We start from the raw sequence: 24,405 nt of genomic DNA, 5'->3' as shown, positions 1-24,405 counted from the left end.
GAGGCCGGCCCCGTCGTCGCGCGCCGCCGCCCGCGCCGCCGCCCTCGTGCCGCCGCCCGCCCATCCCCCCCGCCGCCCCTGCCGCGCGCCGGTCGCGGCCGTCCGCGCAGCGCCGCCGGCGGCGAGGGCGGCGACCGCCGCCGGCCCGACCCGGGCGCGCGCCCATGTCTCCGGGCGGCCGGCGGGATCGCGGGCGCGGGTGAACGGGCAGGGGCGTGCCCGCCAGGCCACGGGACCCGTGGGCCAGGCCTTTGCGATGGCCAGGCCCACGGGCCGGCGCGGCGTCGGGTCGGCGCTGGGCCGGCCGGCGGGATCGTGGGCGGGCCCGTCGCCCTCGATCACCACCGTCAGCACCACGCCCGGCTGCTGGGCCGAAGGCGTGGCGGCGGCCAGCGCATGTCCGCCCGCGGTCACGTCGCGGACGGTCCAGCCCTCCGGCGCCGGCGGCGCGGTCGCGCAACCGGCCAGGGAGGCCAGCGAAGCCAGGGAAACCAGCGAAGCGAGGGCGACCGTCAGGGCCGCGCCTCGCACGCGGCGCATCAGAACCGGCCGCCCAGGGTGGCCCCGAACATGGTCTCGCGCTCGCCCTTGCGGCTCACCGTGGTGCTGCCGCCGACCGACAGATAGCTGCCGGGCGTCAGGTTGAACGAGACCCCGGCGCCGAGGCGGCCGTAGTTGTTGTCGGTGCCGATCTCGTCCTTGAGATAGTGGTCCCAGGCGGCGCTGACGTAGGGCGAGAACCCTTCGAAATGCCGGAACAGGGTGGCCCCGACCCGCAGGATCGACAGGCTGTTGTCCACGGCGCCGATCGCCCGGCCGGCGTTGTCGACATAGGCGTCGGTGTCGGACTTCGACAGGAACAGCGAGGCGGCCGGCTGCAGAGACCATTCGGGGGCCAGGGCCACGGCGCCCTCCACCGTCAGGCTGCCGAACCACTGGTCGCGCTCGGTGTCGCCGCGCGACGACAGGATGCCGAACGTGCGGGCGTTGAAGACGTCCTGCCTGTTGTAGCCGACCATGCCGGTCACCGCGACGTTCGGCAGCACCAGCACCGAGCCGTAGACGCCGCCGGTCCAGCCGTCGGACTCGTGCTCCACGAAGGGGCCGTCCAGGTCGGTGTCGCCATAGGCGGCGAAGACGCCCAGCATCGAGCTGGAGAAGCGATAGTCCGCGCCCACGGCGACGCTGCGCGACCAGCCCTTCTGCTCGCGGCCCGGACGCTTGTCCTTCAGGCGCACGCCCGTGGCGTTGACCCACAGGCCGAGAGGCGCGTCGGCTTCGCCCGCCGACATCCCGCGATAGCCGTCCAGCGACGCGCGGCCGCCGCCTCTGGCGCCGGCCGAAAGCACCATGGCGCGGGCGGCTACGAAGGCCTGGCCGTAGCTGGACGACAGGGCGTCGCCCAGCAGCGAGTTCAGGAACTGGTCGGTCTGCACCGCCGTCAGCAGCAGCAGGTTGCCCGTCGCGATGGTGATCACCGTGCCGTCGGGCGCCACCATGGTGGGCTCGGGCGTAGTCGGCGGCGTGGTGGGCGGTGTCGTCGGCGGCGTGGTCGGCGGATCGGTGGGCGGCGTGGTGGGGGGCGTGACGGGCGGCGTCACCGGAGGCGTGGTGGGCGGCGTCGTGCTGCTGCCTCCGAGCGCGTCGGCGCAGGCGCCGCTGCCCGTGACGGCGCCCGTGGCCGAGTTCACGGTGCAGGTGAAGGGCGAGGTGGTCCCGCCCTGCGTCACGTCGCCGGTGTAGGTCTGGGTCGTCCCCGACGAGGTGATGTTGGTGAAGTTCACCGTGACGGGGTTGTTGGCGTACTCGCCGCCGCTGATGACGATCCGCAGCGAGGTCGGGCCCAGGACGGTGGTTTCGATCCGGGTGCCGTCAGGACGCGTGATGACGGTGGTGCCCAGGCCGCCCGGGACGGTGACAGGCGGTGTCACCGGCGGCGTGGTGGGCGGTGTCGTCTGGGCCAGGGCTTCCCCCGCCAGGGCGGCGGCGGACAGGCCCGCAGTCAGGCCGATGATGCGCTTCAAGACAGAACTCCCCTCGATACTTGAGGGGGCGTGGCTAGCTGCGCCGTGGTTTGGTTTCATCCCCCGATCGGGGGTGTGACCGTCGGCTCTGAGATCGGTGTTCGGTTCGGGCGACAGCCTCGTCGAGCGGTCTTGCGGCTTCGGCATAGCCGGCCCAGGCGTCCGACGCCTTCAGCAAGCCCGGCGCGGTTCTCAGCGTGAAGCGCGACGGATCCAGCCCCTTGCGGACCTGCCGCCAGTTCAGGGGCATGGAGACCGGCGCGCCGGGACGCGCTCTTGGCGACAGCGGCGCGACCGCCGTGGCCGAGCGGCCGTTGCGCAGGTAGTCGAGGAAGATCCGTCCGCCCCGCGCCGCCTTCGACATCACGATCAGGTAGCGATCGGGCGAATCCGCCGCCATCGCCGCGCAGACGGAGCGGGCGAACGCCTTGGCGCCGGGCCAGTCCACGTCGCCCGCCGTCACCGGCGTCACGACGTGAAGGCCCTTGCCGCCGGTCGTCTTGCAGAACGCCACGAGGCCCAGGGCCTCCAGCCGCTCGCGGACCTCGCGCGCCGCCGCGATGACCTGCTCGAACGGCACGTCGGGGGCCGGATCCAGGTCGAACACCAGGCGGCCAGGCCGTTCGGGCTGGAACGGCTCGCAATTCCAGGGATGCAGTTCCACCGCCGCCGTCTGGGCCGCCGCCACGAGGGCTTCCACGCGATCGAACTGCAGGTAGGGCTTGCGGTCGCCCTGCACCGTCACTTCGGTGACGAGGCTGGAGAGGCCGCGGGTCGCGTGCCGCTGGAAGAAGCGGGTCTCGCCTGAGATCCCGTCGGGCGCGCGGACGATGGAGCAGGGCCGGCCGCGCAGGTGGGCCAGCATCCATTCACCCACCTCGGCGTAGTAGTCGGCCAGGTCGCGCTTGGTGACAGCCGCGCCGTCCCCGGCATCCGGCCACAACACCTTCTCCGGGCTGGACAAGGTCACGCGGCCGAGGACCGCGGCGGCCGACCGTTCGTCGCCGACATCGGCTGCCGGCTTGTCTTCGCGCAGGCCCTTGAAGGCGGCCTGCCGCAACCGCCCGTCGGCGGTGAAGCCCTCGTACTCGATCTCCGCCACAAGCACGGGCTCGACCCAATGGACGGCTCCGGCCTGACGCGGGAGGGGTTCCTCGAAGGGGCTGGCGTCCCGTTCCAGCGCCCCGAGGCGCACGGCCAGCCGTCGCGCCGTCTCGCGCCCGAAGCCCGTCCCGATGCGCCCGGCGTAGACCAGGCGGCCGCCTTGCCGGACGCCGGCGATCAGCGAGCGGAAGGCGCCGTTGGTCGTGGTGTATCCGCCGATCACCACCTCGTGCCCCGCCCGGCACTTCGACTTGAGCCACGCGTCGCCGCGACCGGATCGGTAGGGCGCGTCCAGCCGCTTCGAGACCACGCCCTCCAGGTTCATCCGGCAGGCTGAGTTCAGGATCGTCTCGCCCGGGACCAGGAAATGCTCGACATAGCGTATGCGCTGCGGCGCGCCCGCCAGAACGGCCTGGAGCCGCAGCTTGCGCTGGGCCAGCGTGCGGCTTCGCAGATCCTGCCCGCCTTCGAACAGCAGGTCGAAGAGGAACAGCACCAGATCCTCGCTCCGGCCCGCCGAGAGGGCCGCCTGCAGGGCTCCGAAGCTGGGCGCGCCACCCGCGTCCAGGGCGACCACCTCGCCGTCGTAGACGCCGTCGGGCAGGCCGGCGGCGGCGTCGGCTATGGCCGCGAAGCGGCCGGTCCAGTCGAGCCCGGTTCGCGTGAGCACCAGGGCGCGGCCACCCCGAATGTGGAGCTGAACCCGGTAGCCGTCGAACTTCACCTCGTGCGCCCACTCCGGCCCGCCGGGCGGCCGGTCGACGTTTCGCGCAAGCTGCGGCGCGATGAAATCGGGAGGCGGCGCGGACCGGGCCCTGCCGGCCGACGACCGGGCCGTCCGCTTCGCCGTCCGCGCGGCGGCCGAACCGGCGGCGGGCGGCGCAGTCATGAACGGGCGTGGCGTGCGGCCCTTGCCGGCGGCGATCTCGCCCATGGTGCGACCCGAGGCCGCCGAGCGATCCGAGCCGGTGGGGCCGTCGGGGTCGCCGTCCGCCGCCGCGGCGTCGCGGTGCTTGATGAGCAGCCAGTTCCCGCGGTTCGGGGCGGTCCGGCTGTCGGGTCCCGAACGCGTGCGCACCAGCACCCAGGAGCCGTGCATACGTCCGCCCTCCATGACGAACTTCAGCTCCCCGGCCTCCAGCGCGCGGCCCACGTCCTCGAACCCCGGCTCGGGGGCCCAGGCGCCCCGATCCCAGATCATCACCGTCCCCCCGCCGTACTGGCCCTTCGGGATCACGCCCTCGAAGTCGCCGTAGTCCAGCGGGTGGTCTTCCACCTCGACCGCCAGTCGCCGGTCGCGCGGGTCCATGGAGGGGCCCTTGGGGGTCGCCCACGACCGGAACACCCCGTCGTGCTCCAGCCGCAGGTCGAAGTGCAGCCGCGTCGCGTCGTGCTTCTGGATGACGAACCGGCGGGCGCCCGCCGGCGCCACCGCCTGGCGCCCCGAGGGCTCGGGCGTGCGGTCGAAGTCGCGCATGCGGCGATATTTGGCGAGCGTGACGTCCGGCATGGCGCTCCAACGTGCGGCGGGCCGATCCGTGCCCAGGCTTGAATCCATTTCGCGCGTCGTGCGTTGCAGAGGCGAGGAGCCACCATGACCGATCCGCAGCCTGTCCGCCGTTTCCTGGTCCACGACCGCGACCTGGGCCGCCGCCATGCCCTGCTGGTCGAGGAGGCCTCGGCCGAAGCCGCCGCGGTCGCCTACGCCGAAGGCCTGGCCGCCCTCGACGGGGCGGAGATCAGCCTGATCGTGCGCGACCTGGACGACGGCTGTGAACATTGCATCTGCCTCGACCTGGAGACGGGCGAGACCGCCGACTGCGCCTGACGCCCGAACGAATCCGTCCCGCGGGCGTTGGAAGTGCGAATCGGGGCGTGGCGCCCCGACCAGCCCGGAACCGCACATGCCCCCTCGTCCGATCTGGCAAGGACACCTGAAGCTCTCGCTCGTCACCTGCCCGGTGGCGCTCTACACGGCCACCAACGCCTCGGGGAACGTGCGCTTCAACCTCATCAACCCGAAGACCAGCAACCGGATCCGCATGCAGACCATCGACCCCGACACGGGGCCGGTCGAACGCTCGGCCCTGGTCAAGGGCTACGAGGTGTCCAAGGGCGAGTACGTGCTGCTGAGCGAGGACGAGATCCGCGCGGTGAAGCTGGAAAGCACGAAGACCATCGACATCGAGCGCTTCGTGCCCGCCGCCGACATCGACCGGCTCTACTGGGACGATCCCTATTTCCTCACCCCCGAGGGCAAGCTGGGCGAGGAGGCGTTCGCCGTGATCCGCGAGGCCATGCGCCGCTCGGGCCAGATCGCGCTGGGCCGGATCGTGATGTCCACGCGCGAGCGGATGCTGGCGCTGGAGCCCCGCGACCGGGGCATCGTCGCCTATACCCTGCGCGCCGAGGACGAGGTGCGCCGGCCCGACGACCTGTTCGCCGGCATCGGCAAGGCCAGGCCCGACCCCGAGATGATCCAGATCGCCGCCAGGATCATCGAGCAGAAGAAGGGGCCGTTCGATCCCGGCCTGTTCGTCGACCGCTATGAAGAGGCGCTGAAGGGCTTGATCGCCGACAAGCTGAAGGGCCGCAAGGTCCGGGCCGTGGCCCCGCCGGACGACACCAACGTCGTCGACCTCATGGCCGCCCTGCGCGCCAGCCTCGACGGCAAACCGGCCCGCAGGCCCGCCGCCCGAAGCGCGGCCGCCAAGCCCCGCACCCGCAAGACGGGGCGCTCGGCGGCGTAGGGCGGCAGTCGGCAATCCAAGGAGACCGCTGGCGCACCCGACACGATTCGAACGTGTGACCTTTGCCTTCGGAGGGCAACGCTCTATCCAGCTGAGCTACGGGTGCGTCTCGCGGAGCGGTGTCTCTAGCGGAAAGGGCGCGCGGCCGCAAACGCTGGCTCGCGCGCACGGCCAGGATTTCAGCGGGGCAATCGCGCCGGAGTTTTTGGCGGCTAGGGTCCGCACCTGGAAAGCGGTCGAAGGACCGGTATGGCGCCTTGGGGGGATGCATGGGGGGCGGTAGGCAGGCCCGGAAGCCGATTGCGGGGTTGGGTGCGCTGATCGCGGCGGCCGGACTCGCCGTGGCGAGCCTCGGTTCGTCCCTCGCCTGGGCGCAGGCCCAGGCGCATGTGGAGGACGAGCCCCCGGGCAAGGCGGTCTACGACCAGTTCTGCGCCGCGTGCCACGACAACGTTGCCGCGGGCGACCGCGCCGCGCCTGTGGCGGCGCTCAGGAAGATGAGCGCCCAGACGCTGACGGCGGCGCTGACGGCGGGGGTGATGAAGCCGATCGGCGACAGCCTGGATTCTCGCCAGCTCCGCGACGTGGTGGCCTATCTGGCCGCGCCGGAGGATTCGGCGGGCACGGCCTGGATCGACGACGCCCGCTGTACGCCCGACCGGCGGGAGGTCGACCTGGCCCCTACGCCCGCACAGATCGGCTTCGGCGTCGATCACGAGAATTCGCGCCGGATGAGCGCCGCCCAGGCCGGGCTGAAGACGGCCGACATGGCGAAGCTGGAGGTGGCGTGGAGCTTCGCCCTGCCGCGCACCTCGGGCCTGCGCGGGTCGGGGGTGGTGGTCGGCTCCACGCTGTTCTATCCCGCTGGACAGGCGGGCTACGTGCTGGCGCTCGACACCCGCACGGGCTGCGTGAAGTGGGCGACGCCCACACCGTCCCAGGTGCGCAACAGCCTGGCCTATGGTCGCCTGGGCCAGGACGGCCCGCTGGGCCTCGTCGCCGCCGACGGCCAGGGGCGGCTGATCGCCTTCGACGCGAAGACGGGCGTCATTCTGTGGCGGGCCGATCCCCGCCACGACAGGACGGCGCCGCTGTCGGGCTCGGTGCTGATCCACGACGGCAAGGTGATCGTGCCGATCTCGGGCAGCGACGTCGGCGCGGCCATGCGGCCGAGCTACGAGTGCTGCAAGGGCCACGGCGCCGTCGTGGCCGTGGATGCGAAGGACGGCCGGGTGCTGTGGACCTGGCACACCATGCCGGACGCCCGCCCGCTGGGCGTGAAGAATTCCCAGGGCGTCGAGATGTACGGCCCCTCGGGCGCCCCGGTGTGGTCCTCGCCTGCGATCGACGTGCGGAACGGCCTCGTCTTCGCCTCGACGGGCGAGAACACCTCGCCTCCCGCCACGAAGACCAGCGACGCCATCGCCGCCGTGGACCTGGCGACCGGACGGGAGAAGTGGGTCTTCCAGGCGCTGGAGAACGATGTCTGGAACATGTCGTGCCCGGTGGGATCGCCCACGGGCGGCCGCGGACCGGGGCCCAACTGCTTCTTCGCCGGCGAGGGCAGTGTGCTGCTCGACCACGACTTCGGCGCGGGGCCGGTGATCTTCCGTCGCCCCCGCGGCAAGGACGTGATCCTGGGCGGCCAGAAGTCGGGCGACGTCTGGGCGCTGGACGCGGCGACGGGCAGGGTGCTGTGGCGGCGCCAGTTCGGCCGGGGCACGCCGCTGGGCGGAGTCCACTGGGGCATCGCCCATGACGGCAGGAGGGTGTTCGCGCCGATCAGCGATCCCAACGTGCCCAGGGAGCATTCGGCCGCGGGCATGCACGCCGTCGACATCGCGACCGGCAAGGTGGCGTGGCAGTGGCTCGCCGAGCCCGACTGCGAAGGCCCGCGCGCCAGGGTCGTCACCTGCAAGACCCGGCACGGGCTCTCGGCCGCGCCCCTGGTGATCGACGGGGCGCTGCTGGCGGGGTCGCTGGACGGCCGCCTGTGGGTCTTCGACACGGCGACGGGCAAGGTGCTCCACATGGTCGACACGGCGACCGCCGACTATCGGCCGGTGAACGGCGTCCCGGGCGCCGGCGGTTCGATCGACGCGGCCGGCCTCTTCGCCGGCGACGGCATGGTGTTCGTCAACTCGGGTTACGCCAGCTTCGGCCAGGCGGCGGGCAACGTGCTGGTGGCCCTGAGGCCGAAGCCTCAGCCCTGATCGGGGCGATCGACTTTTAGGCCTGTCCCGTCACGCTGTCCCAGAACCGCTTGGCCTTGCCGGTGAAGCCGGCGGCCTTGGGGTGCTGCTGTTCCTCGCACAGGCCGGCCAGTTCCCGCAGCAGCTCCTTCTGGCGCGCGTTGAGCTTCGTCGGCGTCTCGACGAACAGCTCCACGACGAGGTCGCCCCGCTGCGGGCCGCGCAGGGAAGGCATGCCGCGGCCCTTCACCCGCACGGTGCGGCCCGTCTGGGCGCCCTCGGGAATCTGGACGGTGATCTTGCAGTTCCCGTCGCAGTTGTCGCCGCCGAGCAGGCAGGGCGCGTCGATCTCGCCGCCCAGGGCCGCGACGCACATCGGCACGGGCACCGTGCAGAGCAGGTCCAGGCCGTCGCGTTCGAACAGTTCGTGCGGGGCCACCGAGATGAAGATGTAGAGGTCGCCGCGCGGGCCGCCGCGCAGACCCGCATCGCCCTCGCCGGCCAGGCGGATGCGGGCGCCGTCGTCCACGCCGGCCGGGACGCGGACGGCGAGCGTGCGGTTCCGGCGGATCTGGCCCTGGCCGCGGCAGTCGCCGCAGGGGTCGAGGACCATCCGGCCCGAACCGCCGCAGCGCGGGCAGGCGCGCTCGATCGAGAAGAAGCCCTGCGTGGCGCGCACGCGGCCCTGGCCCTGGCAGGTGGTGCAGGTGGTGGGGCTGGTGCCGGGCTTGGCGCCCGAGCCGTCGCACGTTTCGCAGGTCAGGGTGGCCGGGACGGTGATCTCGACCTCGGCGCCCGCATAGGCCTGCTCGAGGGTGATCTCCAGGTCGTATCGCAGATCCGAGCCGCGGGCCGGGCCGCCCCGCTGCTGGCGGCCGCCGCGGCCGCCGAACATGTCGCCGAAGACGTCGCCGAACACCTCGTTGAAGATGTCGTGGACGTCGTGGAACTGGCCGTTGCCGCCCATCCCGCCCTGACCGTTCACGCCGGCGTGGCCGAAGCGGTCGTAGGCCGCGCGCTTCTGGGGATCGGACAGGACCGAATAGGCCTCGTTCACTTCCTTGAAGCGGGAGGCCGCCTCCTCGCAGCCGCCGTTCCGGTCAGGATGGTGTTCCATCGCGGCCTTGCGAAAGGCGCTCTTGAGGGCTCCCGCGTCGCAACCGCGGTCCACGCCCAGGATCTCGTAATAGTCCCGCATGAAATCGTCAGGCGCTCGATAACTGATGGATTTTCAGGTGGGTGGCCCCCCGCCCACCCGCAAGCCTTAGCAAGGCCGGGAGGGCGGGGAAACCGTTCCGGGCGCGCGGGGCGAAATCGGCTGACGGTTCCGCCCGCAATGCGCGCTCCAACTCGACGTCCGGGCTCCGATCGGGCGCCCGGGCCGCGAAGGCGGCGGCGACGACCCCGCGGCCGTTGTGACGCCTGGGCGCCGGTCGGGCCATGGGGCGCATCGTCACGCCCTACTTCTTGTCGTCGCCGTCGACTTCCTCGAATTCGGCGTCCACGACGTCGTCCGAGGCCGAGGGGCCGTCCTCGGGCTGGCCGTCGCCGGCCTCGCCCTGCTGGGCCTTGTACATGGCCTCGCCCAGCTTCATCGAAGCCTGGATGAGGGTCTGGGTCTTCGCCGAGATCGCCTCGGCGTCACCGCCCTCCAGCGAGCCCTTCAGGTCGTCCAGCGCGGTCTGGATGGCCGTACGGTCGGCTTCCGAGACCTTGTCGCCGTGCTCGCTGAGCGCCTTCTCGGTCGAGTGGACGACCGCGTCGGCCTGGTTCTTGGCCTCGACCGCCGCCTTGCGCTTCTCGTCGTCGGCCTTGTGCGACTCGGCGTCCTTGACCATCGCGTCGATGTCCGCGTCCGAGAGGCCGCCGTTGGCCTGGATGCGGATCGACTGCTCCTTGTTGGTCGCCTTGTCGCGGGCCGTGACGTGCACGATGCCGTTGGCGTCGATGTCGAACGTCACCTCGACCTGCGGCACGCCGCGCGGCGCCGGCGGGATGCCGACCAGGTCGAACTGGCCCAGCATCTTGTTGTCGGCCGCCATCGGGCGCTCGCCCTGGAAGACCCGGATCGTCACCGCCGACTGGTTGTCGTCGGCGGTCGAGAACACCTGGCTCCGCTTGGTCGGGATGGTGGTGTTGCGCTCGATCAGCGGGGTGAACACGCCGCCCAGGGTCTCGATGCCCAGGGTCAGGGGCGTCACGTCCAGCAGCAGCACGTCCTTGACGTCGCCGGCCAGCACGCCCGCCTGCACGGCGGCGCCCAGGGCCACGACCTCGTCGGGGTTCACGCCCTTGTGCGGTTCGCGGCCGAAGAACGCCTTCACCGTCTCGACGACCTTGGGCATGCGGGTCATGCCGCCGACCAGGATCACCTCGTCGATGTCGGTCTTCTTGAGGCCCGCATCCTTCAGCGCCTGCTCGCAGGGGCCGATGGTCCGGGTGATCAGGTCCTCGACCAGCGCTTCCAGCTTGGCGCGCGACAGCTTGATGTTCAGGTGCAGCGGACCCGAGGCGTTCATGCTGATGAATGGCAGGTTCACCTCGTACTGGGTGACGCTGCTGAGCTCCTTCTTCGCCTTCTCGGCCTCTTCCTTGAGGCGCTGGAGGGCCAGCTTGTCCTTGCGCAGGTCGACGCCCTGCTCCTTCTTGAACTCGTCGGCCAGGTAGTCGACGAGCCGCAGGTCGAAGTCCTCGCCGCCCAGGAAGGTGTCGCCGTTGGTCGACTTCACCTCGAAGACGCCGTCGCCGATCTCCAGGATCGACACGTCGAACGTGCCGCCGCCCAGGTCGTAGACTGCGATCTTCTTGCCGTCGTTCTTCTCGAGGCCGTAGGCCAGCGCCGCCGCCGTCGGCTCGTTGATGATCCGCAGGACTTCCAGGCCCGCGATCTTGCCGGCGTCCTTGGTGGCCTGGCGCTGGGCGTCGTTGAAGTAGGCCGGGACGGTGATGACCGCCTTCTCGACCTTCTCGCCGAGGTGCTGCTCGGCGGCTTCCTTCATCTTCTGCAGGATGAACGCCGAGACCTGCTGGGGCGAATAGTCCTTGTCGTGCGCCTTCACCCAGGCGTCGCCGGTCGGGCCCTTCACGATCTCATAGGGCACCATGCCCTTGTCCTTCGCGACCACGGGGTCGTCGAAGTTGCGGCCGATCAGGCGCTTGATCGCGAACAGGGTGTTGGCGGGGTTGGTCACCGCCTGGCGCCGGGCGGGCTGGCCCACCAGGCGTTCGCCGTCGTCCAGGAAAGCCACGACCGAAGGAGTGGTCCGGGCGCCTTCGGCGTTCTCGATCACTTTCGGGGTCTTGCCGTCCATGATGGCCACGCACGAGTTCGTGGTGCCGAGGTCGATGCCGATGATCTTGCTCATTAGTGGGTCTTGCTCGCTCCTTGTTGGCGGACGCCGCGGGTGGGCCTTCTAGAGAAGCGCCCGAGGAAAAGCGACGCCCCCGGTTCGATTAAGTTCCTCGTCCGGCCCCGCTGCCCGAATGGGCGAAGGCCGTCTTCGAGAGCCGATATGGGAAGGTTTGGCGCCCCTGCAAGAGCGAAAGCCCTTCGTACTGTAAGGATATGCGCAGGGGCCGGGCGCGCCGCAGGCGCAGTCATTCCGACACGAAGACCACGAAGGGCACGAAGACCACGAAGATCGACGGCGACATACCTATCGACCATAGCGCCCGGACTCCTTCGTGGTCTTCGTGCCCTTCGTGATCTTCGTGTTCCAAAGGAGGGCGCTCACGCGCGCCTGTCCGACCCTACGCTCGCCGCCAATTCACGCTGGCCTCGGCGTAGCGGGCGGCGGGGTGCGGCGTCTCGTCACCCCGGGAGGCCAGGAAGGCGTGCTCCACCACCATCGCCTGCTGCTCGATGTTCATGGCGGCGAAGGGCGGGCCGTCCAGGTCGTAGGCGTAGGCGCGCGGGCCGTCGCCCGCCCGCAGTTTCGCCAGGATCAGGGAGATTCCGTTCTGCGCCTGCCACACATGAGTCAGCTCGTGGACGAAGACGGCCTGGTGCCGCAGCGGGACCTCGGCCGCGGCGAAGTCGACGGGGCATGTCGCCGCAGGCCAGACGATCAGCGTCGGGCCGGCCACGAACGCCCGGTTCCAGGCCGGGACCGCGAGGATGCGCACCCGGTCGGTGTCGAGACCGGCCCCGAACATCTCGGCGCCCAGCGCCCGTTCGCCGGCCGTCAGCGACCGGATGGAGAAGGGTTTCGTGGATGCGGCGGCCATCGGCGGTTGACGGCTCCTCGGGCAGTCGGGTTCGCTGCGTCCCAGCATCCCGCCAAACGTCGTGCATGGAAACGCCCGAAAGGAAGCCCTCATGGTCACCCTCACCCGTCCCGACGGCACGCGCCCGGAAGATCTGAACCTATCGCGCCGCGGGCTGACGCTCGCGATCACCGGCGGCTACGCCCTGGCGGCCTGGTCGGCGCAGGCGGCGCCCGTCAGGACCGACGACGCGGGGCTCTGGACCGGGATGGTCGGCATCAAGGCGCCCGACCGAGAGATCCCGGCCTTCGTCGCGCGGCCCTCGAAGGCCGGCAAGCATCCCTGTGTGGTCCTCGTCTCCGAGGTCTTCGGCCTGCACGAATACATCCGCGACACCGCGCGCCGGCTGGCCAAGGCGGGCTATGTGGCCATCGCGCCGGACTTCTTCGTCCGCGCGGGCGATCCGTCGACCCTGACCGACTTCCCGGCGATCATGAAGATCGTGGCCACCGCCACCGACGCCCAGGTGGCCGGCGACGTGGGCGCGGCGCTGGCCTGGCTGAAGGCCCAGCCGTTCGCCGATGCGAAGCGCGTCGCGATCACCGGCTACTGCTGGGGCGGGGCCGTGACCTGGGAAGCGGTGGCCCGGTTCCCGGAATTCAAGGCCGGCGTCGCCTGGTACGGCCGCCTCACCAGCGGCATGGCGACCGACCCGGACAACAAGAATCCGCTCGACCTCGCCGGCGAGCTGAAGGCGCCCGTGCTGGGTCTCTACGCCGAGAAGGACAGCGGCATCCCCCTGACCGACGTCGAGAAGATGAAGGCGGCGCTGAAGGCGGCCGGCAAGACCGACAGCGACATCGTCGTCTATCCCGACGCCCAGCACGGCTTCCACGCCGACTACCGGCCTTCCTACAAGCAGGACGCCGCCGAGGACGGCTGGGCCAGGATGCTGGCGTTCTTCAAGCAGCACGGGGTCTGAGAGGGCGTCTCCCTCCCTCGCCCGGCCTCAGCCGCGCCCCAGCTTCCGGATCGCGCGCGACAAGGGCCGGGCGGCCGCCTCGTAGTCGGCCCAGGCGGTCGTGCGGGCGAGGGCGGCGGGCGTCGTGCGGAGTGTCCAGGCGCGTGGATCCAGCCCCGGCGTCACCTGGTCCCAGCCCAGGGGAAAGGCGACCGTGGCGCCGGGCCGCGCCCGCGGCGAGAGCGGCGCGACGGCCGTGGCGGTGCGGTCGTTGCGCAGGTAGTCGAGGAAGATCCGGCCCTTCCGCTTCGCCTTGGCCATGTTGACCACGTACCGGTCCGGCGCATCGGCGGCGACCGCGTCGCAGACTCCGCGGGCGAAGGCCTTGGCGGCGCTCCATCCAGGTCCGCCGCGCTTCGGGACGGCCAGCGGCGTCACCACGTGCAGCCCCTTGCCCCCCGTGGTCTTGCAGAACGCCGCGAGACCCAGGGCCTCCAATCGCGCCCGCACCGCCAGCGCCGCCTCCACCACCCGCTCGAAGGGCAACCCCTCGTCGGGGTCCAGGTCGAAGACCAGCCGTGCGGGCGCATCGGGTCGCCCCGGCGCGCCGTTCCACGGGTGCAGTTCGATCGCGCCCATCTGCGCCAGCGCCGCCAGCGCCTCGACGCGGTCCACCTGGAGATACGGCTTGCCGGAACCCCCCTCGGTGTCGACCCGGGTGATCAGCGGCGACAGGCCCCGCCAGGCGTGCCGCTGGAAGAACCGCGGCCCTCCGATCCCGCCCGGCGCGCGCACCAGGGAACAGGGGCGTCCGGCGAGATGCGGCAGCATCCATGCGCCTACCGCCTCGAAATATCGGGCCAGCTCCAGCTTGGTGATCGGCGCGCCCGTTCCGTCGTCGGGCCAGAGCGGGCGGTCGGGGTTGGTCAACCGCACGCCCATCACCCACGCCGGAGCGGCGGGTTCGCGAGGCGGCCGGTCAGACGGCGTGGGCGGGGGCGTGGGCTGGGTCACGGCCCATCAGTTTGCGCACGAACGCGTCACGCCACCAGCCCACATCCTCGCGCTGGACGGTCTCGAAGAGCGCGGCCCACCGCCGGACCCGCTCGGCCCGGTCCATCGTGAGCGCGCGCTTCAGCGCATCGGCGACGTCTTCGGGGCTGTTGGGGTTGACCAGAAGGGCGTCCGGCATCTGTCCCACCGCGCCCGCGAAGCGCGACAGCACCAGCACGCCGGGATCGTCGGGATCCTGGGCGGCGACGAATTCCTTGGCCACCAGGTTCATGCCGTCGCGCAGGGGCGTCACCAGCCCGACCCGCGCCGCGGCGTAGATGCCGGCCAGCTCGTCGCGCCGGTAGTTCTTGTTCACATAGCGGAAGGGCGTCCAGTCCACGTCGGAGTATTCGCCGTTGATACGGCCGCTCAGCGCGTCCAGGCGGCCCCGGATCTCCTGATAGGCCTCCACGGCCTCGCGGCTGGGCGGCGCGATCTGCAGCATCAGCACCTGGCGGCGCAGGTCGGGGTTGTCGGCCAGGAACTGCTCGAAGCCCAGGAACCGTTCCTCCAGCCCCTTGGAATAGTCCAGCCGGTCGACGCCGACGATCAGGCGTCGGAACACTGTGGTCGCGGTCATCAGGTCGCGCATGCGCCGCGCCCGCGCGCTCGCCTTCATCCGGGCGAAGTCGGCGGCGTCGATCCCGATCGGAAACGCGCCCACCTGCAGCGTCCGGCCGAACGCCTTCAGCCAGTCCGGCTCGGGCTGTTCGCCGCCCGCCTCGGTCAGCACATACTCCTCGAACGCCTGCTGGTATTCGGCTGTCTGGAAGCCGGCAAGGTCGTAGTCGAACATCGCCTGCACGAGCTGGCGGTGCTGCGGCAGGTTGATCATCACCTGGTGGGCCGGCCAGGGGATGTGCAGGAAGAAGCCGATCCGGTTCTTCACACCCAGAGCCCGCAGTTCCCGCGCCAGCGGGATCAGGTGGTAGTCGTGCACCCACACCACGTCGTCCGGCTGGATCAGCGGGGCCAGGGTGTGCGCGAAGCGGCGGTTCACCCGCGTGTAGCCGTCCCGGTAGGCGCGATCGAAGGCCGCCAGATCGTTGCGATAGTGGAACAGCGGCCACAGCGTCTTGTTGGCGAAGCCGTTGTAGTATTCGTCGAGGTCGGCCTCCTCGAGATCCACCGTCGCGGCGGTGACGCCCCCGACCGTCTCGACGTTCAGGTCCCCCGTGAAGGTGTCGGTGGTGCGGCCGCTCCACCCGAACCACACGCCGGACGATTCCTTCAGCGCGGCCGCCAGCGCCATGGCCAGGCCGCCGACGCTCTCCTCGCCGTTCCCGGCGGGTGGGTTCACCCGGTTCGAGACGACGATGAGGCGGCTCAACGGGCGGCCTCCAGCCAGGCCAGGACCTCGTCCACGTCGTGCAGCCCGAACGTGGCCGCGGTCGCCCGCGGGGCGCCGACCAGGACGCCGTAGCCGCCCAGGCGCCGAACCTCGGCGAAGCCGTGCTCGTCGGTCACGTCGTCGCCCACGAAGACCGGCGTGGCGCCCGCGAAGGCGCCCATCGCCATGAAGGCCCGGACGGCGTCGCCCTTGGTCGGCCCTGGAGTTCGCAGTTCGGCCACCATGTCGCCCTCCTGAATGGTCAGTCCCGTTTCGGCGGCGAGGTCGCGGGCCAGCCGCCTCGCCTCGGCGGCGCAGGCCGGCGCCAGCCGGTAGTGCAGCGCCACGCTGGCGCCCTTTTCCTCGACGATCAGGCCGTCGGCGCCCGCGGCGAAGGCCCGCAGTCGAGCGCGGACGGCCGGAAGCTCGGGGTGTGCGGGCACCTCTAGCACCGCCCGGCCGGCGCCGCGTCGTACAAGGCCGTGAACGGCCGCGGCCCATGCGACTTTACCTTCCAGGATGGCGTCGATCTCAGGCAGGGTCCGCCCGCTGACCACGGCAAGGCGTCCACACAGCCCCGCGTCCAGCCGCTCCAGCAGGCGCGTGCGCCGCGGATCGGGGCCGACGTCGCCGGGGCGGTCGGCGATCGGGGCTATGGTTCCGTCGAGGTCCAGGAAAAGGGCTGTGTCGCCCAGGGCCAGGGGCCCAGGCTTCGGCAAGGTGTCGATCAGCATGTCCGGCAGCATAGCGGTCCCGTCCGGGATCACGAAACGCACAGGTCCCGGCGACGATCCCGACACCGTGTTCCGGGCTTGACCACACGGCGCGCGCCATGTCGTCTCCGCGCGCCGAAACTGGAAGGGCGAACCATGCATCAGGCCGACGCCATCGTGCTGTTCGGGGCCACGGGCGATCTGGCGCGGCGCATGCTGCTGCCCTCGCTCTACTTCCTCGACGCCGACGGCTTCCTCCCCGAGGGCTTCCGCATCGTGGCCACGGCCCGCGCCGAGATGACGACCGAGGCCTTCCGGGAGCAGGCGGAGAAGATTCTCGCCGACCGGCCCGAGGGCCTGGATCCTCAGGTCTGGGCGCGGTTCTCCGCTCGCCTCATCTACGTCGGCGCCGACGCCACCACCGCCGAGGGCGCGGCCCTCCTGCGGCCGGCGCTGGACGGATGCGCCGCGCCCTTCTTCTTCCTCGCCGTATCGCCCAGCCTGTTCGAGAAGATCTGCGTGGCCCTGGCCGCCGCCGGGCTCGCCACCGACCGGACCCGGATCGTGCTCGAGAAGCCGATCGGCCGCGACCTGGAGACCTCGCGCCACATCAACGCCGCGTTGGGCGCGATCTTCGACGAGGACCAGATCTTCCGCATCGACCACTACCTGGGGAAGGAGACGGTCCAGAACCTGATCGCCCTCAGGTTCGCCAACGCGTTCTTCGAGCCGCTGTGGAACAATCTCACTATCGACCATGTCCAGATCACGGTGGCCGAGACCGAGGGCGTGGGCGCGCGCTGGCCCTACTACGACGAGTACGGCGCCCTGCGCGACATGCTCCAGAACCACATGCTCCAGCTCCTGTGCCTCGTGGCGATGGAGCCGCCGGCCGACATGGAGCCGGACTCGGTCCGGAACGAGAAGGTGAAGGTGCTGCGCAGCCTGCGCCGGTTCACCCGCGTCGACGCCGCGGACAAGTCGGTCCGGGGCCAGTACACGCCTGGCGTCGTGGCCGGCGCGGCGGCGGACGGCTACGAGGCCGAGCGCGGCCAGAAGAGCGGCACCGAGACCTTCGTCGCGCTGCGCGCCGACATCGACAACTGGCGCTGGGCCGGCGTGCCCTTCTTCCTGCGCACCGGCAAGCGCATGCCCGAGAAGCGCACCTCGGTGTCGATCCAGTTCAAGCCCGTGCCGCACTCGATCTTCGGCCAGGCCTCGATCCACGACATGACCCCGAATCGCCTGGTCATCGACCTGCAGCCGGACGAGGACATCAGCCTGACCCTGATGAACAAGGCCCCGGGCCTCAGCTCGGGCGGCATGCGGCTCCAGTCGCTGCCGCTGTCGCTGTCGCTGCTCAGCACCTACGAGGGCGCGGGCGGCCGCCGGCGGATCGCCTACGAGCGGTTGCTGCTGGACGTGATCCAGGGCGACGCCACGCTCTTCGTCCGGCGCGACGAGGTGGAGGAGGCCTGGCGCTGGGTCGACGGCGTCGCCGACGCCTGGGCCGAGGCCCGCCTGGAGCCCAGGCCCTACGCCGCCGGGAGCTGGGGCCCGTCGGGCGCCTTCGCCCTCATCGAGCGGTTCGGCAAGGCCTGGTCGGACTGATCGGTCAGCGGATCGACTGCCAGCTTTTCGAGAGCAGGTTCGCGCAGTTGATGATGCCGACCAGGGAATAGGTCTGGGGATAGTTGCCCCACAGTTCCTCGCCATCGAACGAGATGTCCTCGGGCAGCAGGCCGGCGGCGGTTCGCCGGGTCAGCATCTCCTCGAACAGGTCGCGCGCCTCCTCCGTCCGGCCCGAGAGGTGCAGAGCCTCGATCAGCCAGAAGGTGCAGAAATTGAAGGCGGTCTTGGGCGCGCCGAAGTCGTCCGGGATGGCGTAGCGCAGCATGTAGGGCCCGCGGCGCAGGCCGGCCTCCACCGCCGCCAGCGTGGCCTTCATCCGCGGGCTCTCGGGGTCGGCGAACCGCACGTCCACCATCTGCAGCAGGGACGCGTCGAGCTGGTCTCCGTCGAAGGTGGCGGCATAGCGGCCCAGTTCGGCGTTCCAGGCCCGCTCCTCGATCGTGGCCCGGACCTGGGCGGCGCGGGCGTTCCAGTAGTCGGCGCGTTCGGGTAGCCCGAGCCTGGCCGCCGCATTGCCCAGCCGGTCGCAGGCGGCCCAGCACATGACCGACGAATAGGTGTGGACCGCCTCGCGCCCGCGGAACTCCCAGAGGCTGGCGTCCGGCTTGTCGTGCAGCTCGAAGGCCCGCTCGCCGATGGGCTCCAGGGCGTGGAAGTCGTCGGCGGTGGCCGGCCGAAGCAGGCGCTCGTCGAAGAAGGCCTGAACCGTCGAGAGCACGATCTGGCCGTAGACGTCGTGCTGCAGGTGCTCGTGCGCCTGGTTGCCGATCCGCACCGGGCCGATGTCGCGGTAGCCGGGCAGGTGCGGCGCGATCCACTCCGTCAGCATGGGCTCCAGCCCGACCCCATAGACCGGCTGGATGTGGTCCGAGGCGCCGTTGGGCTTCCGCGTGGCTTCCAGGCCGGGGATGGAGGCCTGCCGGGCGCGGCGCCCATCCGCCTTCATCTCGCCCCGCGTGGCCAGGTCGACGAGGTTGCGCAGGTAGACGAGGTAGTTCTCCAGCATGTCGGCCGCGCCCAGCCGGTTCAGGGCCTGGACCACATAGTAGGCGTCACGCAGCCAGCAGTAGCGGTAGTCCCAGTTGCGGCCCGCCCCGGCCTCGGTGTCGTGTTCGGGGATCGAGGTGGTCAGCGCCGCCACGATCGCGCCGGTCTCCTCGTGGGCGCACAGCTTCAGGGTGATCGCCGCGCGGATCACCGCCGCCTGCCATTCCAGCGGTACGCTCAGGGTTCGCACCCATTCGCGCCAGTAGTGGGTGGTTTCGCGCAGCATCCGGTCGACGGTGGCCGAGACTTCGGCGTCCAGGCCCTCGTCCGGCCCGAGAAAGAAGCCGAGAGTCTCCTCCAGCCGAAATGGCCGCTCGTCCAGGATGTGGCCGACCGGCGCGTCTGTGGTCAGGCGCAGGTTGGTGCGCGAGCCGAGATAGCGGATGTGGTTCGAGCCCGCCGTCTGCTCGCACAGCCGCTCGCCGTAGTTCCGCATCGGCCTAAGCCGGATGCGGATGCGCGGCGAGCCGTCCAGCGGCCGCACCTGGCGCACGAAGGCCAGGGGTCGATACTGCCGGCCGCGCTGCCGGAAGCGGGGACAGAAGTCCAGGATCTCCACCCCGGCGCCGTCGGCGTTGCGGATCTCGGTGCGCAGGATCGGCGTGTTGCGCAGATATTCCTGCCGGGTCTCGACCGCGCCCTCGACCTCGATGGCCCAGACGCCCAGCGCGCCCTCGCCCTCGGCGTCCCGTCCTCCGAGAAGGCCGCAGAAGAAGGGATCGCCGTCCACGCGCGGCGCACAGGCCCAGACATAGCGCCCCATGGGGTCGATCAGGGCGCTGGCCGCGCAGTTGCCGATCGGGAACAGGTCGAGGGTCTGAGGCAAGGCCCAGGTCTCCATCCGGTCATGCGTTCAGGCGGCGCGCAAGGCGCCCGGCTCCCCAGGGGTCTTCCCGTTCGGGTCCTAACGCCGAAGCGTCGCCCTGGCTCCCCCAATTTCCAGCGAAAGGGTGAGGCGGACGTTACCGCCCCGGCCCGCTGGCGGCCTGGAGCTTCGTTCTTTTGCGAACGTGCAGGGGCGCCATCCGGGCGGCTGCCGCGTTATGCAGGCGTCCATGATCGAGACCTGTCCTGACGGCGCCGCCCTGGCCGAGTCGGCCGCGCGCGGCGTCGAAGCCGCCCTGTCGGAGGCCCTTGCGTCGCGCGGACGTGCGAGCCTCGTGGCGACGGGTGGCCGCTCGCCGGGGCCGGTCTACGACCGTCTCCGCGACGCCGCGCTGGATTGGTCCCGCGTCGGGGTGACCCTCTCGGACGACCGATGCGTGGGCGCGGGCGATCCCGCCTCCAACGCCGGCCTGGTCCGGGCGCGGCTGCTGAAGGGGCGCGCGGCGAAGGCCGCCTTCGTGCCGCTCTGGCCCGCGCCCGACCCGCAGGCCCTGGCGCCGCTCCTGCCCTTCGACGCCGTGATGCTGGGCATGGGCGAGGATGGCCACGTCGCCTCGCTGATCCCCGGCGACCCGGGACTGGCCGACGCCCTGGCGACGGCGGACCTCGTGCGGCCGGTCCCCGCCGGCCTCGGCAAGCCGCCGCTGGCGCGGATCACCCTCACGCTGGCGCCGCTGGCGTCGGCGCGTCGGCTCTTCCTCTTGATCGCCGGCGAGGCTAAGCGCGAGGTCGTCGTTCGCGCGCTGGCCGGCGAGGATCTGACCAAGGACCTTCCGGTCGCCCGGCTGGCGGCCGGCGCGGGCGACCGGCTGCGGATACTCTGGACCCCCGACGGAGGCTCATGACCATGCCTGCCCTTCATCCGGTCACGGCCGAGATCACCCAGCGCATCGTCGAGCGCAGCCACGACACGCGCGCCGACTACCTCGCCCGCATGGAGGCGGCCCGCCACGACGGCCCGGGCCGCGCCAAGCTGTCGTGCGCCAACTGGGCCCACGCCTTCGCCGCCTCGCCCGACGGCGACAAGACCCGGATGCGCGATCCCGGCGCGCCCAACGTGGCCATCGTCTCGGCCTACAACGACATGCTGTCGGCCCATCAGCCCTATGAACGGTTCCCCGACGTGATCCGTCGGGCGGCGCGCGAGGCCGGCGCCACGGCCCAGTACGCGGGCGGCGTGCCCGCCATGTGCGATGGCGTGACCCAGGGCCGGCCCGGCATGGAGCTGTCGCTCTTCAGCCGCGACGTGATCGCCATGTCGACGGCCATCGCGCTGACCCACGACGCGTTCGACGCGACCCTCATGCTGGGCATCTGCGACAAGATCGTGCCCGGCCTCTTCATGGGCGCGGCCGCCTTCGGCCACCTGCCGGCGATCTTCGTGCCGGGCGGGCCGATGACCTCGGGGATCTCCAACGCCGAGAAGGCCCGCGTCCGCGCCCTCTACGCCGAGGGCAAGGCCACCCGCGACGAACTGCTCGACTCCGAGATGAAGAGCTACCACGGGCCGGGCACCTGCACCTTCTATGGCACGGCCAACTCGAACCAGATGATGATGGAGATGACCGGCCTGCACCTGCCGGGCGCGGCCTTCGTCACGCCCAACACGCCGCTGCGCGACGCCCTGACCGCCGCGGCCGCCCGCCGGGCGGTGGAGATCCGCGGCGGGACCAACGCCTATACGCCCTTCTACGACGTGATCGACGAGAAGAGCCTGGTGAACGCCACGGCCGGCCTCCTGGCCACCGGCGGCTCGACCAACCATACCCTGCACATCCTGGCCATGGCGCGCGCCGCCGGTATCCAGATGACCTGGGAGGACATGGACGACCTCTCGCGTGTCACGCCGCTGATCGCGCGGGTCTATCCGAACGGGACCGAGGACGTGAACGCCTTCCACGCCGCCGGCGGCATGGCCTTCGTCACCCGCACGCTGCTCGAGGCCGGCCTCGTCCACGAGGACGTCCGCACCGTGGCCGGCGAGGGACTGAGCCGCTACCGGCAGGAACCGTTCCTGGACGACGGGCGGCTGGTCTGGCGCGAGGGACCGGCGGCCAGCCTGGACCTCGACATCCTGCGGCCCGCCGACGACCCCTTCGAGGCCGAGGGCGGCCTGCGCCTGCTCACCGGCCCGCTGGGCCGCGGCGTCATCAAGACCTCGGCCGTGAAGCCGCAGCACCGGATCGTCGAGGCGCCGGCGGCGGTGTTCGACGACCAGGAGGCCCTGCTGGCGGCTTACGGGCGTGGAGAGCTGAACCGGGACTTCGTCGCCGTCGTCCGCTTCCAGGGGCCGCAGGCCAACGGCATGCCGGAACTGCATTCCCTGACGCCGCCGCTGGGCGTGCTGCAGGACAGGGGGTTCAAGGTGGCGCTCGTCACCGACGGGCGCATGTCGGGCGCCAGCGGCAAGGTGCCGGCGGCGATCCATGTGACGCCCGAAGCCGCTGTCGGGGGTCCGCTCGCCTACGTCCGCGACGGCGACGTCATCCGCCTGGACGCCGAGGCGGGGACACTCGACATCCACGTGGACCCGCGCGAACTGATGCGCCGCGAGCGCGCAGCCTGCCCGCGGGCGGCCGCCGGCTTCGGCCGCGAGCTGTTCGGTTGGATGCGCCGCGCCGCCGGCCCGGCCGACACCGGCGCCTGCGCCCTCTTCGAGGCCGCCTGATGCGAAACCCGTGGATGGGGCTGGTGGGGGATATCGGCGGCACCAACGCCCGCCTAGCGTTGGTGGACGTCGAGGGCCGCATCCGCGCCCCACGCACTTTCGCCAACAAGGACTACGCCAGCCTGGGCGACGTGATCGCCGACTATGTGGCCACGACGGCGGGCAAGAAGCGGCCGCCCTGCGCCGTCCTGGCCGTCGCCGGACCGGTGGTGGATGGCGAGATCGAGTTCACGAACCTCCACTGGACCGTCTCTGAAGGCGATCTCCTCGCCCAGTTCGAGTTCGAGGCGGTCGAGCTGATCAACGATTTCGCGGCCCAGGCCCTGGCGTGCCCGCGCCTGGAGGGCGCCGACCTGCGGGTGTTGGGCCCCGACCTGCCGAAGGGGGCGCACGACTGTCCGATCGTCGCCCTGGGCCCCGGCACGGGCTTCGGCGTGGCGGCGCTGGCGCGCGGCGAGCGCGGGGACATCCCCATCGCCACCGAAGGCGGCCACGCGGGGTTCGCGCCGTCCGACGAGGTCGAGGTCGAGATCCTGAAGCGGATGGCGGCGAAATATGGCCGCGTGTCGATCGAGCGCCTGCTATCCGGACAGGGCCTGTACGACCTGTATGGCGTCCTCGCCGAGATGCGGGGCGAAACCGCGTCGCTCCCCGACGAGGCGGCCGTGACGCGGGACGGCCTTGTGGGCGATCCGCTGGCCAGCGCCGCGATCGACCGCTTCTGCTGCATCCTGGGCTCGGCGGCGGGTGACCTCGCGCTCACCTTCGGCGCCCGTGGTGGCGTGTTCGTGGCCGGCGGCATCGGCCCGCGGATCGCCGAACGCCTGGCCGGCGGCGCCTTCCGTGCGCGTTTCGAGGCCAAGGGTCGGCTGTCGGACTACGTGAAGGCGATCCCGACGCACCTCGTCGTCCACCCCTATCCCGCCATCGTCGGCGCCGCCCGCCGACTGGAGCAACTGGACCGGCTGTAGATCAGCAGGCCGGAGATCAGCAGGCCGGCGCGGGGCTCAGGCGGCGGATCTGGATGGTTTCGGTCTGGGCGCCGCCCGGCGCCCGCGTGACGCGGCGTTCGGTCAGGGTCACCACCCGGCCGTCCACCACGGCGACCTCGGCCTCGGAGACGATGGCGCGGCTGACGCCCGAGGCCGAACGACCGGTTTCCCGTTTCACCCGCACCCGGCAGTCGGGCCGGGGAACCGACACTTCCAGCGTGGCGCGGCCGGCGCCGGGGCGACCGGCGTTCAGGTCGGTGATCCCCAGCGGCGCGGCGCCCCGGATCTCCAGCGCGGCCATCAGGCGCACGTCGCCCAGCACCATCTCGTCGGCGGCCGTCAGCGCCGGCTGGCCCAGCCGCTCGCGCACCAGCGCGCGCACGGGATCCTGGTCGGGCAGGGCGGCGTCGACCCGCGCCTGCATCCGCTCGCGGAACGCCGGCCAGTTGTCGAGGGCGGTCAGCCGGCCCTCGCGGCTGGTGCGGAACTCCAGGCTCTCGCCGACCGTCGCCTTCAGCGCGGCTTCCATCGAAGCGCCGCCGCTGTCCTCGACCTTCGCCTCGCGGAGGGTGTAGCGCAGGCGCAGGCCGCCGCCGGGCTCGACGTCCAGGACCTCGAGGTCGAAGACCTGCCGGTTGGTCTGGGTCTGGCCGCCCCGGTCGTCGGTCTGGACGAACTCGGTATCGCTCTGGAAGCGGTAGAGGTCCCCGGCCTGGTCCGGCCGGGTCCGCACCGCCACCGTCGCCCGGCCGTCATCCGGGATGACGGCCGTATCGCCCACCTGCGCGCCCGCCGGCGGCGCGGCGGACGCCGCCAGGGCCACGGCGGCGAGAAGGGCGGCCCGCACG

At 71.5% G+C, this 24,405-nt stretch carries 18 protein-coding genes, 1 tRNA gene and 1 pseudogene; 8 read left to right on the top strand and 12 right to left on the bottom strand.

The features are described from left to right. From WG212_RS14475 to ligD (WG212_RS14465), 3 genes and pseudogenes are all read right to left on the bottom strand, one after another. Window positions 1-540, bottom strand: a pseudogene (locus WG212_RS14475) (hypothetical protein); the annotation flags it as partial. Next, a complete protein-coding gene (locus WG212_RS14470) occupies window positions 540-2,024 on the bottom strand; it encodes an autotransporter outer membrane beta-barrel domain-containing protein (RefSeq protein ID WP_337187816.1) in 1,485 nt (494 codons plus the stop codon). The gene WG212_RS14470 and the pseudogene WG212_RS14475, both read right to left, overlap by 1 nt. A 34-nt stretch (window positions 2,025-2,058) precedes the next feature. Then, complete coding sequence (gene ligD / locus WG212_RS14465; RefSeq protein WP_337187815.1) at window positions 2,059-4,638, bottom strand: DNA ligase D; 2,580 nt, start codon at window positions 4,636-4,638, stop codon at window positions 2,059-2,061. Window positions 4,639-4,722: 84 nt separating this feature from the next. Between ligD (WG212_RS14465) and WG212_RS14460 the strand changes: the two genes are divergently transcribed. Continuing rightward, the gene (locus tag WG212_RS14460) at window positions 4,723-4,956 is read left to right on the top strand and encodes a DUF5961 family protein (protein ID WP_337187814.1); all 234 of its coding nucleotides are present in this window, start codon (window positions 4,723-4,725) and stop codon (window positions 4,954-4,956) included. A 76-nt stretch (window positions 4,957-5,032) separates the two neighbouring features. Further along, window positions 5,033-5,878, top strand: a complete 846-nt coding sequence (locus tag WG212_RS14455; RefSeq protein ID WP_337187813.1) for a Ku protein — start codon at window positions 5,033-5,035, stop codon at window positions 5,876-5,878. Window positions 5,879-5,907: 29 nt separating this feature from the next. On the opposite strand, the gene WG212_RS14450 is transcribed toward WG212_RS14455, so the two are convergent. Beyond that, a tRNA-Arg gene (locus WG212_RS14450) sits at window positions 5,908-5,984 on the bottom strand. Between the two features lie 163 nt (window positions 5,985-6,147). On the opposite strand from WG212_RS14450, the gene WG212_RS14445 reads away from it, so the two are divergent. After that, window positions 6,148-8,091 (top strand): PQQ-binding-like beta-propeller repeat protein, encoded by a 1,944-nt coding sequence (locus tag WG212_RS14445; protein WP_337187812.1) that lies wholly within the window; start codon window positions 6,148-6,150, stop codon window positions 8,089-8,091. 16 nt (window positions 8,092-8,107) lie between these two features. Here WG212_RS14445 and dnaJ read toward each other — a convergent pair whose 3' ends face one another. The 3 genes from dnaJ to WG212_RS14430 all read right to left on the bottom strand — a co-directional run bounded on the left by dnaJ (window position 8,108) and on the right by WG212_RS14430 (window position 12,297). Further along, window positions 8,108-9,268 carry a molecular chaperone DnaJ gene (gene dnaJ, locus WG212_RS14440; RefSeq protein ID WP_337187811.1) on the bottom strand — a complete coding sequence of 387 codons (1,161 nt, stop codon included), beginning with the start codon at window positions 9,266-9,268 and terminating at the stop codon, window positions 8,108-8,110. A 262-nt stretch (window positions 9,269-9,530) separates the two neighbouring features. Continuing rightward, window positions 9,531-11,435 (bottom strand): molecular chaperone DnaK, encoded by a 1,905-nt coding sequence (gene dnaK, locus WG212_RS14435; RefSeq protein ID WP_337187810.1) that lies wholly within the window; start codon window positions 11,433-11,435, stop codon window positions 9,531-9,533. 385 nt (window positions 11,436-11,820) lie between these two features. Further along, on the bottom strand, window positions 11,821-12,297 hold the full coding sequence (locus tag WG212_RS14430; RefSeq protein WP_337187809.1) for a hypothetical protein: 477 nt from the start codon (window positions 12,295-12,297) through the stop codon (window positions 11,821-11,823). Between the two features lie 91 nt (window positions 12,298-12,388). Between WG212_RS14430 and WG212_RS14425 the strand changes: the two genes are divergently transcribed. Then, a complete protein-coding gene (locus WG212_RS14425; RefSeq protein WP_337187808.1) occupies window positions 12,389-13,258 on the top strand; it encodes a dienelactone hydrolase family protein in 870 nt (289 codons plus the stop codon). Window positions 13,259-13,285: 27 nt separating this feature from the next. Here the strand turns inward: WG212_RS14425 and ligD (WG212_RS14420) are convergent, their stop codons facing one another. The 3 genes from ligD (WG212_RS14420) to otsB are packed head-to-tail and all read right to left on the bottom strand — an operon-like array spanning window position 13,286 to window position 16,396. After that, on the bottom strand, window positions 13,286-14,251 hold the full coding sequence (ligD, locus tag WG212_RS14420; protein WP_337187807.1) for a non-homologous end-joining DNA ligase: 966 nt from the start codon (window positions 14,249-14,251) through the stop codon (window positions 13,286-13,288). Further along, window positions 14,217-15,620: a trehalose-6-phosphate synthase gene (locus tag WG212_RS14415; RefSeq protein WP_337187806.1), complete on the bottom strand. Its 1,404-nt coding sequence runs from the start codon at window positions 15,618-15,620 to the stop codon at window positions 14,217-14,219. Before WG212_RS14415 ends, ligD (WG212_RS14420) begins: the two co-directional genes overlap by 35 nt. Then, complete coding sequence (gene otsB, locus WG212_RS14410; RefSeq protein WP_337187805.1) at window positions 15,617-16,396, bottom strand: trehalose-phosphatase; 780 nt, start codon at window positions 16,394-16,396, stop codon at window positions 15,617-15,619. The genes WG212_RS14415 and otsB overlap by 4 nt, the downstream gene beginning before the upstream one ends. 93 nt (window positions 16,397-16,489) lie before the next feature. On the opposite strand from otsB, the gene zwf reads away from it, so the two are divergent. Further along, on the top strand, window positions 16,490-17,944 hold the full coding sequence (gene zwf / locus WG212_RS14405) for a glucose-6-phosphate dehydrogenase (RefSeq protein WP_337187804.1): 1,455 nt from the start codon (window positions 16,490-16,492) through the stop codon (window positions 17,942-17,944). A 4-nt stretch (window positions 17,945-17,948) separates the two neighbouring features. Here the strand turns inward: zwf and WG212_RS14400 are convergent, their stop codons facing one another. Then, window positions 17,949-19,853, bottom strand: coding sequence for a glycoside hydrolase family 15 protein (locus WG212_RS14400; protein ID WP_337187803.1), 1,905 nt, complete (start codon window positions 19,851-19,853; stop codon window positions 17,949-17,951). Between the two features lie 214 nt (window positions 19,854-20,067). Between WG212_RS14400 and pgl the strand changes: the two genes are divergently transcribed. Genes pgl through glk form a run of 3 tightly spaced genes read left to right on the top strand, consistent with a single transcriptional unit; the run spans window position 20,068 to window position 23,536 of the window. Further along, window positions 20,068-20,742 (top strand): 6-phosphogluconolactonase, encoded by a 675-nt coding sequence (gene pgl / locus WG212_RS14395; protein WP_337187802.1) that lies wholly within the window; start codon window positions 20,068-20,070, stop codon window positions 20,740-20,742. A 2-nt stretch (window positions 20,743-20,744) separates the two neighbouring features. After that, a complete protein-coding gene (edd, locus tag WG212_RS14390) occupies window positions 20,745-22,565 on the top strand; it encodes a phosphogluconate dehydratase (protein WP_337187801.1) in 1,821 nt (606 codons plus the stop codon). Beyond that, window positions 22,565-23,536 carry a glucokinase gene (glk, locus tag WG212_RS14385; RefSeq protein WP_337187800.1) on the top strand — a complete coding sequence of 324 codons (972 nt, stop codon included), beginning with the start codon at window positions 22,565-22,567 and terminating at the stop codon, window positions 23,534-23,536. The genes edd and glk overlap by 1 nt, the downstream gene beginning before the upstream one ends. Before the next feature lie 16 nt (window positions 23,537-23,552). Here the strand turns inward: glk and WG212_RS14380 are convergent, their stop codons facing one another. Beyond that, the gene (locus WG212_RS14380; RefSeq protein WP_337187799.1) at window positions 23,553-24,404 is read right to left on the bottom strand and encodes a hypothetical protein; all 852 of its coding nucleotides are present in this window, start codon (window positions 24,402-24,404) and stop codon (window positions 23,553-23,555) included. Window position 24,405: the final 1 nt, after the last annotated feature.

It is taken from the genome of Phenylobacterium sp., assembly GCF_037189685.1.
Lineage (GTDB): Bacteria > Pseudomonadota > Alphaproteobacteria > Caulobacterales > Caulobacteraceae > Phenylobacterium.
Note: the sequence above shows the minus strand (reverse complement) of the source record. Positions and strands in the feature narration are given on the sequence as shown.

Coding starts and splice junctions, on each gene's coding strand:
- edd (WP_337187801.1), top strand. CDS start 20,745: ATGCCTGCCCTTCATCCGGTCACGGCCGAGATCACCCAGCGCATCGTC.
- WG212_RS14445 (WP_337187812.1), top strand. CDS start 6,148: ATGGGGGGCGGTAGGCAGGCCCGGAAGCCGATTGCGGGGTTGGGTGCG.
- zwf (WP_337187804.1), top strand. CDS start 16,490: ATGCATCAGGCCGACGCCATCGTGCTGTTCGGGGCCACGGGCGATCTG.
- ligD (WP_337187815.1), bottom strand. CDS start 4,638: ATGCCGGACGTCACGCTCGCCAAATATCGCCGCATGCGCGACTTCGAC.
- WG212_RS14430 (WP_337187809.1), bottom strand. CDS start 12,297: ATGGCCGCCGCATCCACGAAACCCTTCTCCATCCGGTCGCTGACGGCC.
- dnaK (WP_337187810.1), bottom strand. CDS start 11,435: ATGAGCAAGATCATCGGCATCGACCTCGGCACCACGAACTCGTGCGTG.
- WG212_RS14425 (WP_337187808.1), top strand. CDS start 12,389: ATGGTCACCCTCACCCGTCCCGACGGCACGCGCCCGGAAGATCTGAAC.
- dnaJ (WP_337187811.1), bottom strand. CDS start 9,268: ATGCGGGACTATTACGAGATCCTGGGCGTGGACCGCGGTTGCGACGCG.
- WG212_RS14455 (WP_337187813.1), top strand. CDS start 5,033: ATGCCCCCTCGTCCGATCTGGCAAGGACACCTGAAGCTCTCGCTCGTC.
- WG212_RS14460 (WP_337187814.1), top strand. CDS start 4,723: ATGACCGATCCGCAGCCTGTCCGCCGTTTCCTGGTCCACGACCGCGAC.
- pgl (WP_337187802.1), top strand. CDS start 20,068: ATGATCGAGACCTGTCCTGACGGCGCCGCCCTGGCCGAGTCGGCCGCG.
- WG212_RS14400 (WP_337187803.1), bottom strand. CDS start 19,853: ATGGAGACCTGGGCCTTGCCTCAGACCCTCGACCTGTTCCCGATCGGC.
- glk (WP_337187800.1), top strand. CDS start 22,565: ATGCGAAACCCGTGGATGGGGCTGGTGGGGGATATCGGCGGCACCAAC.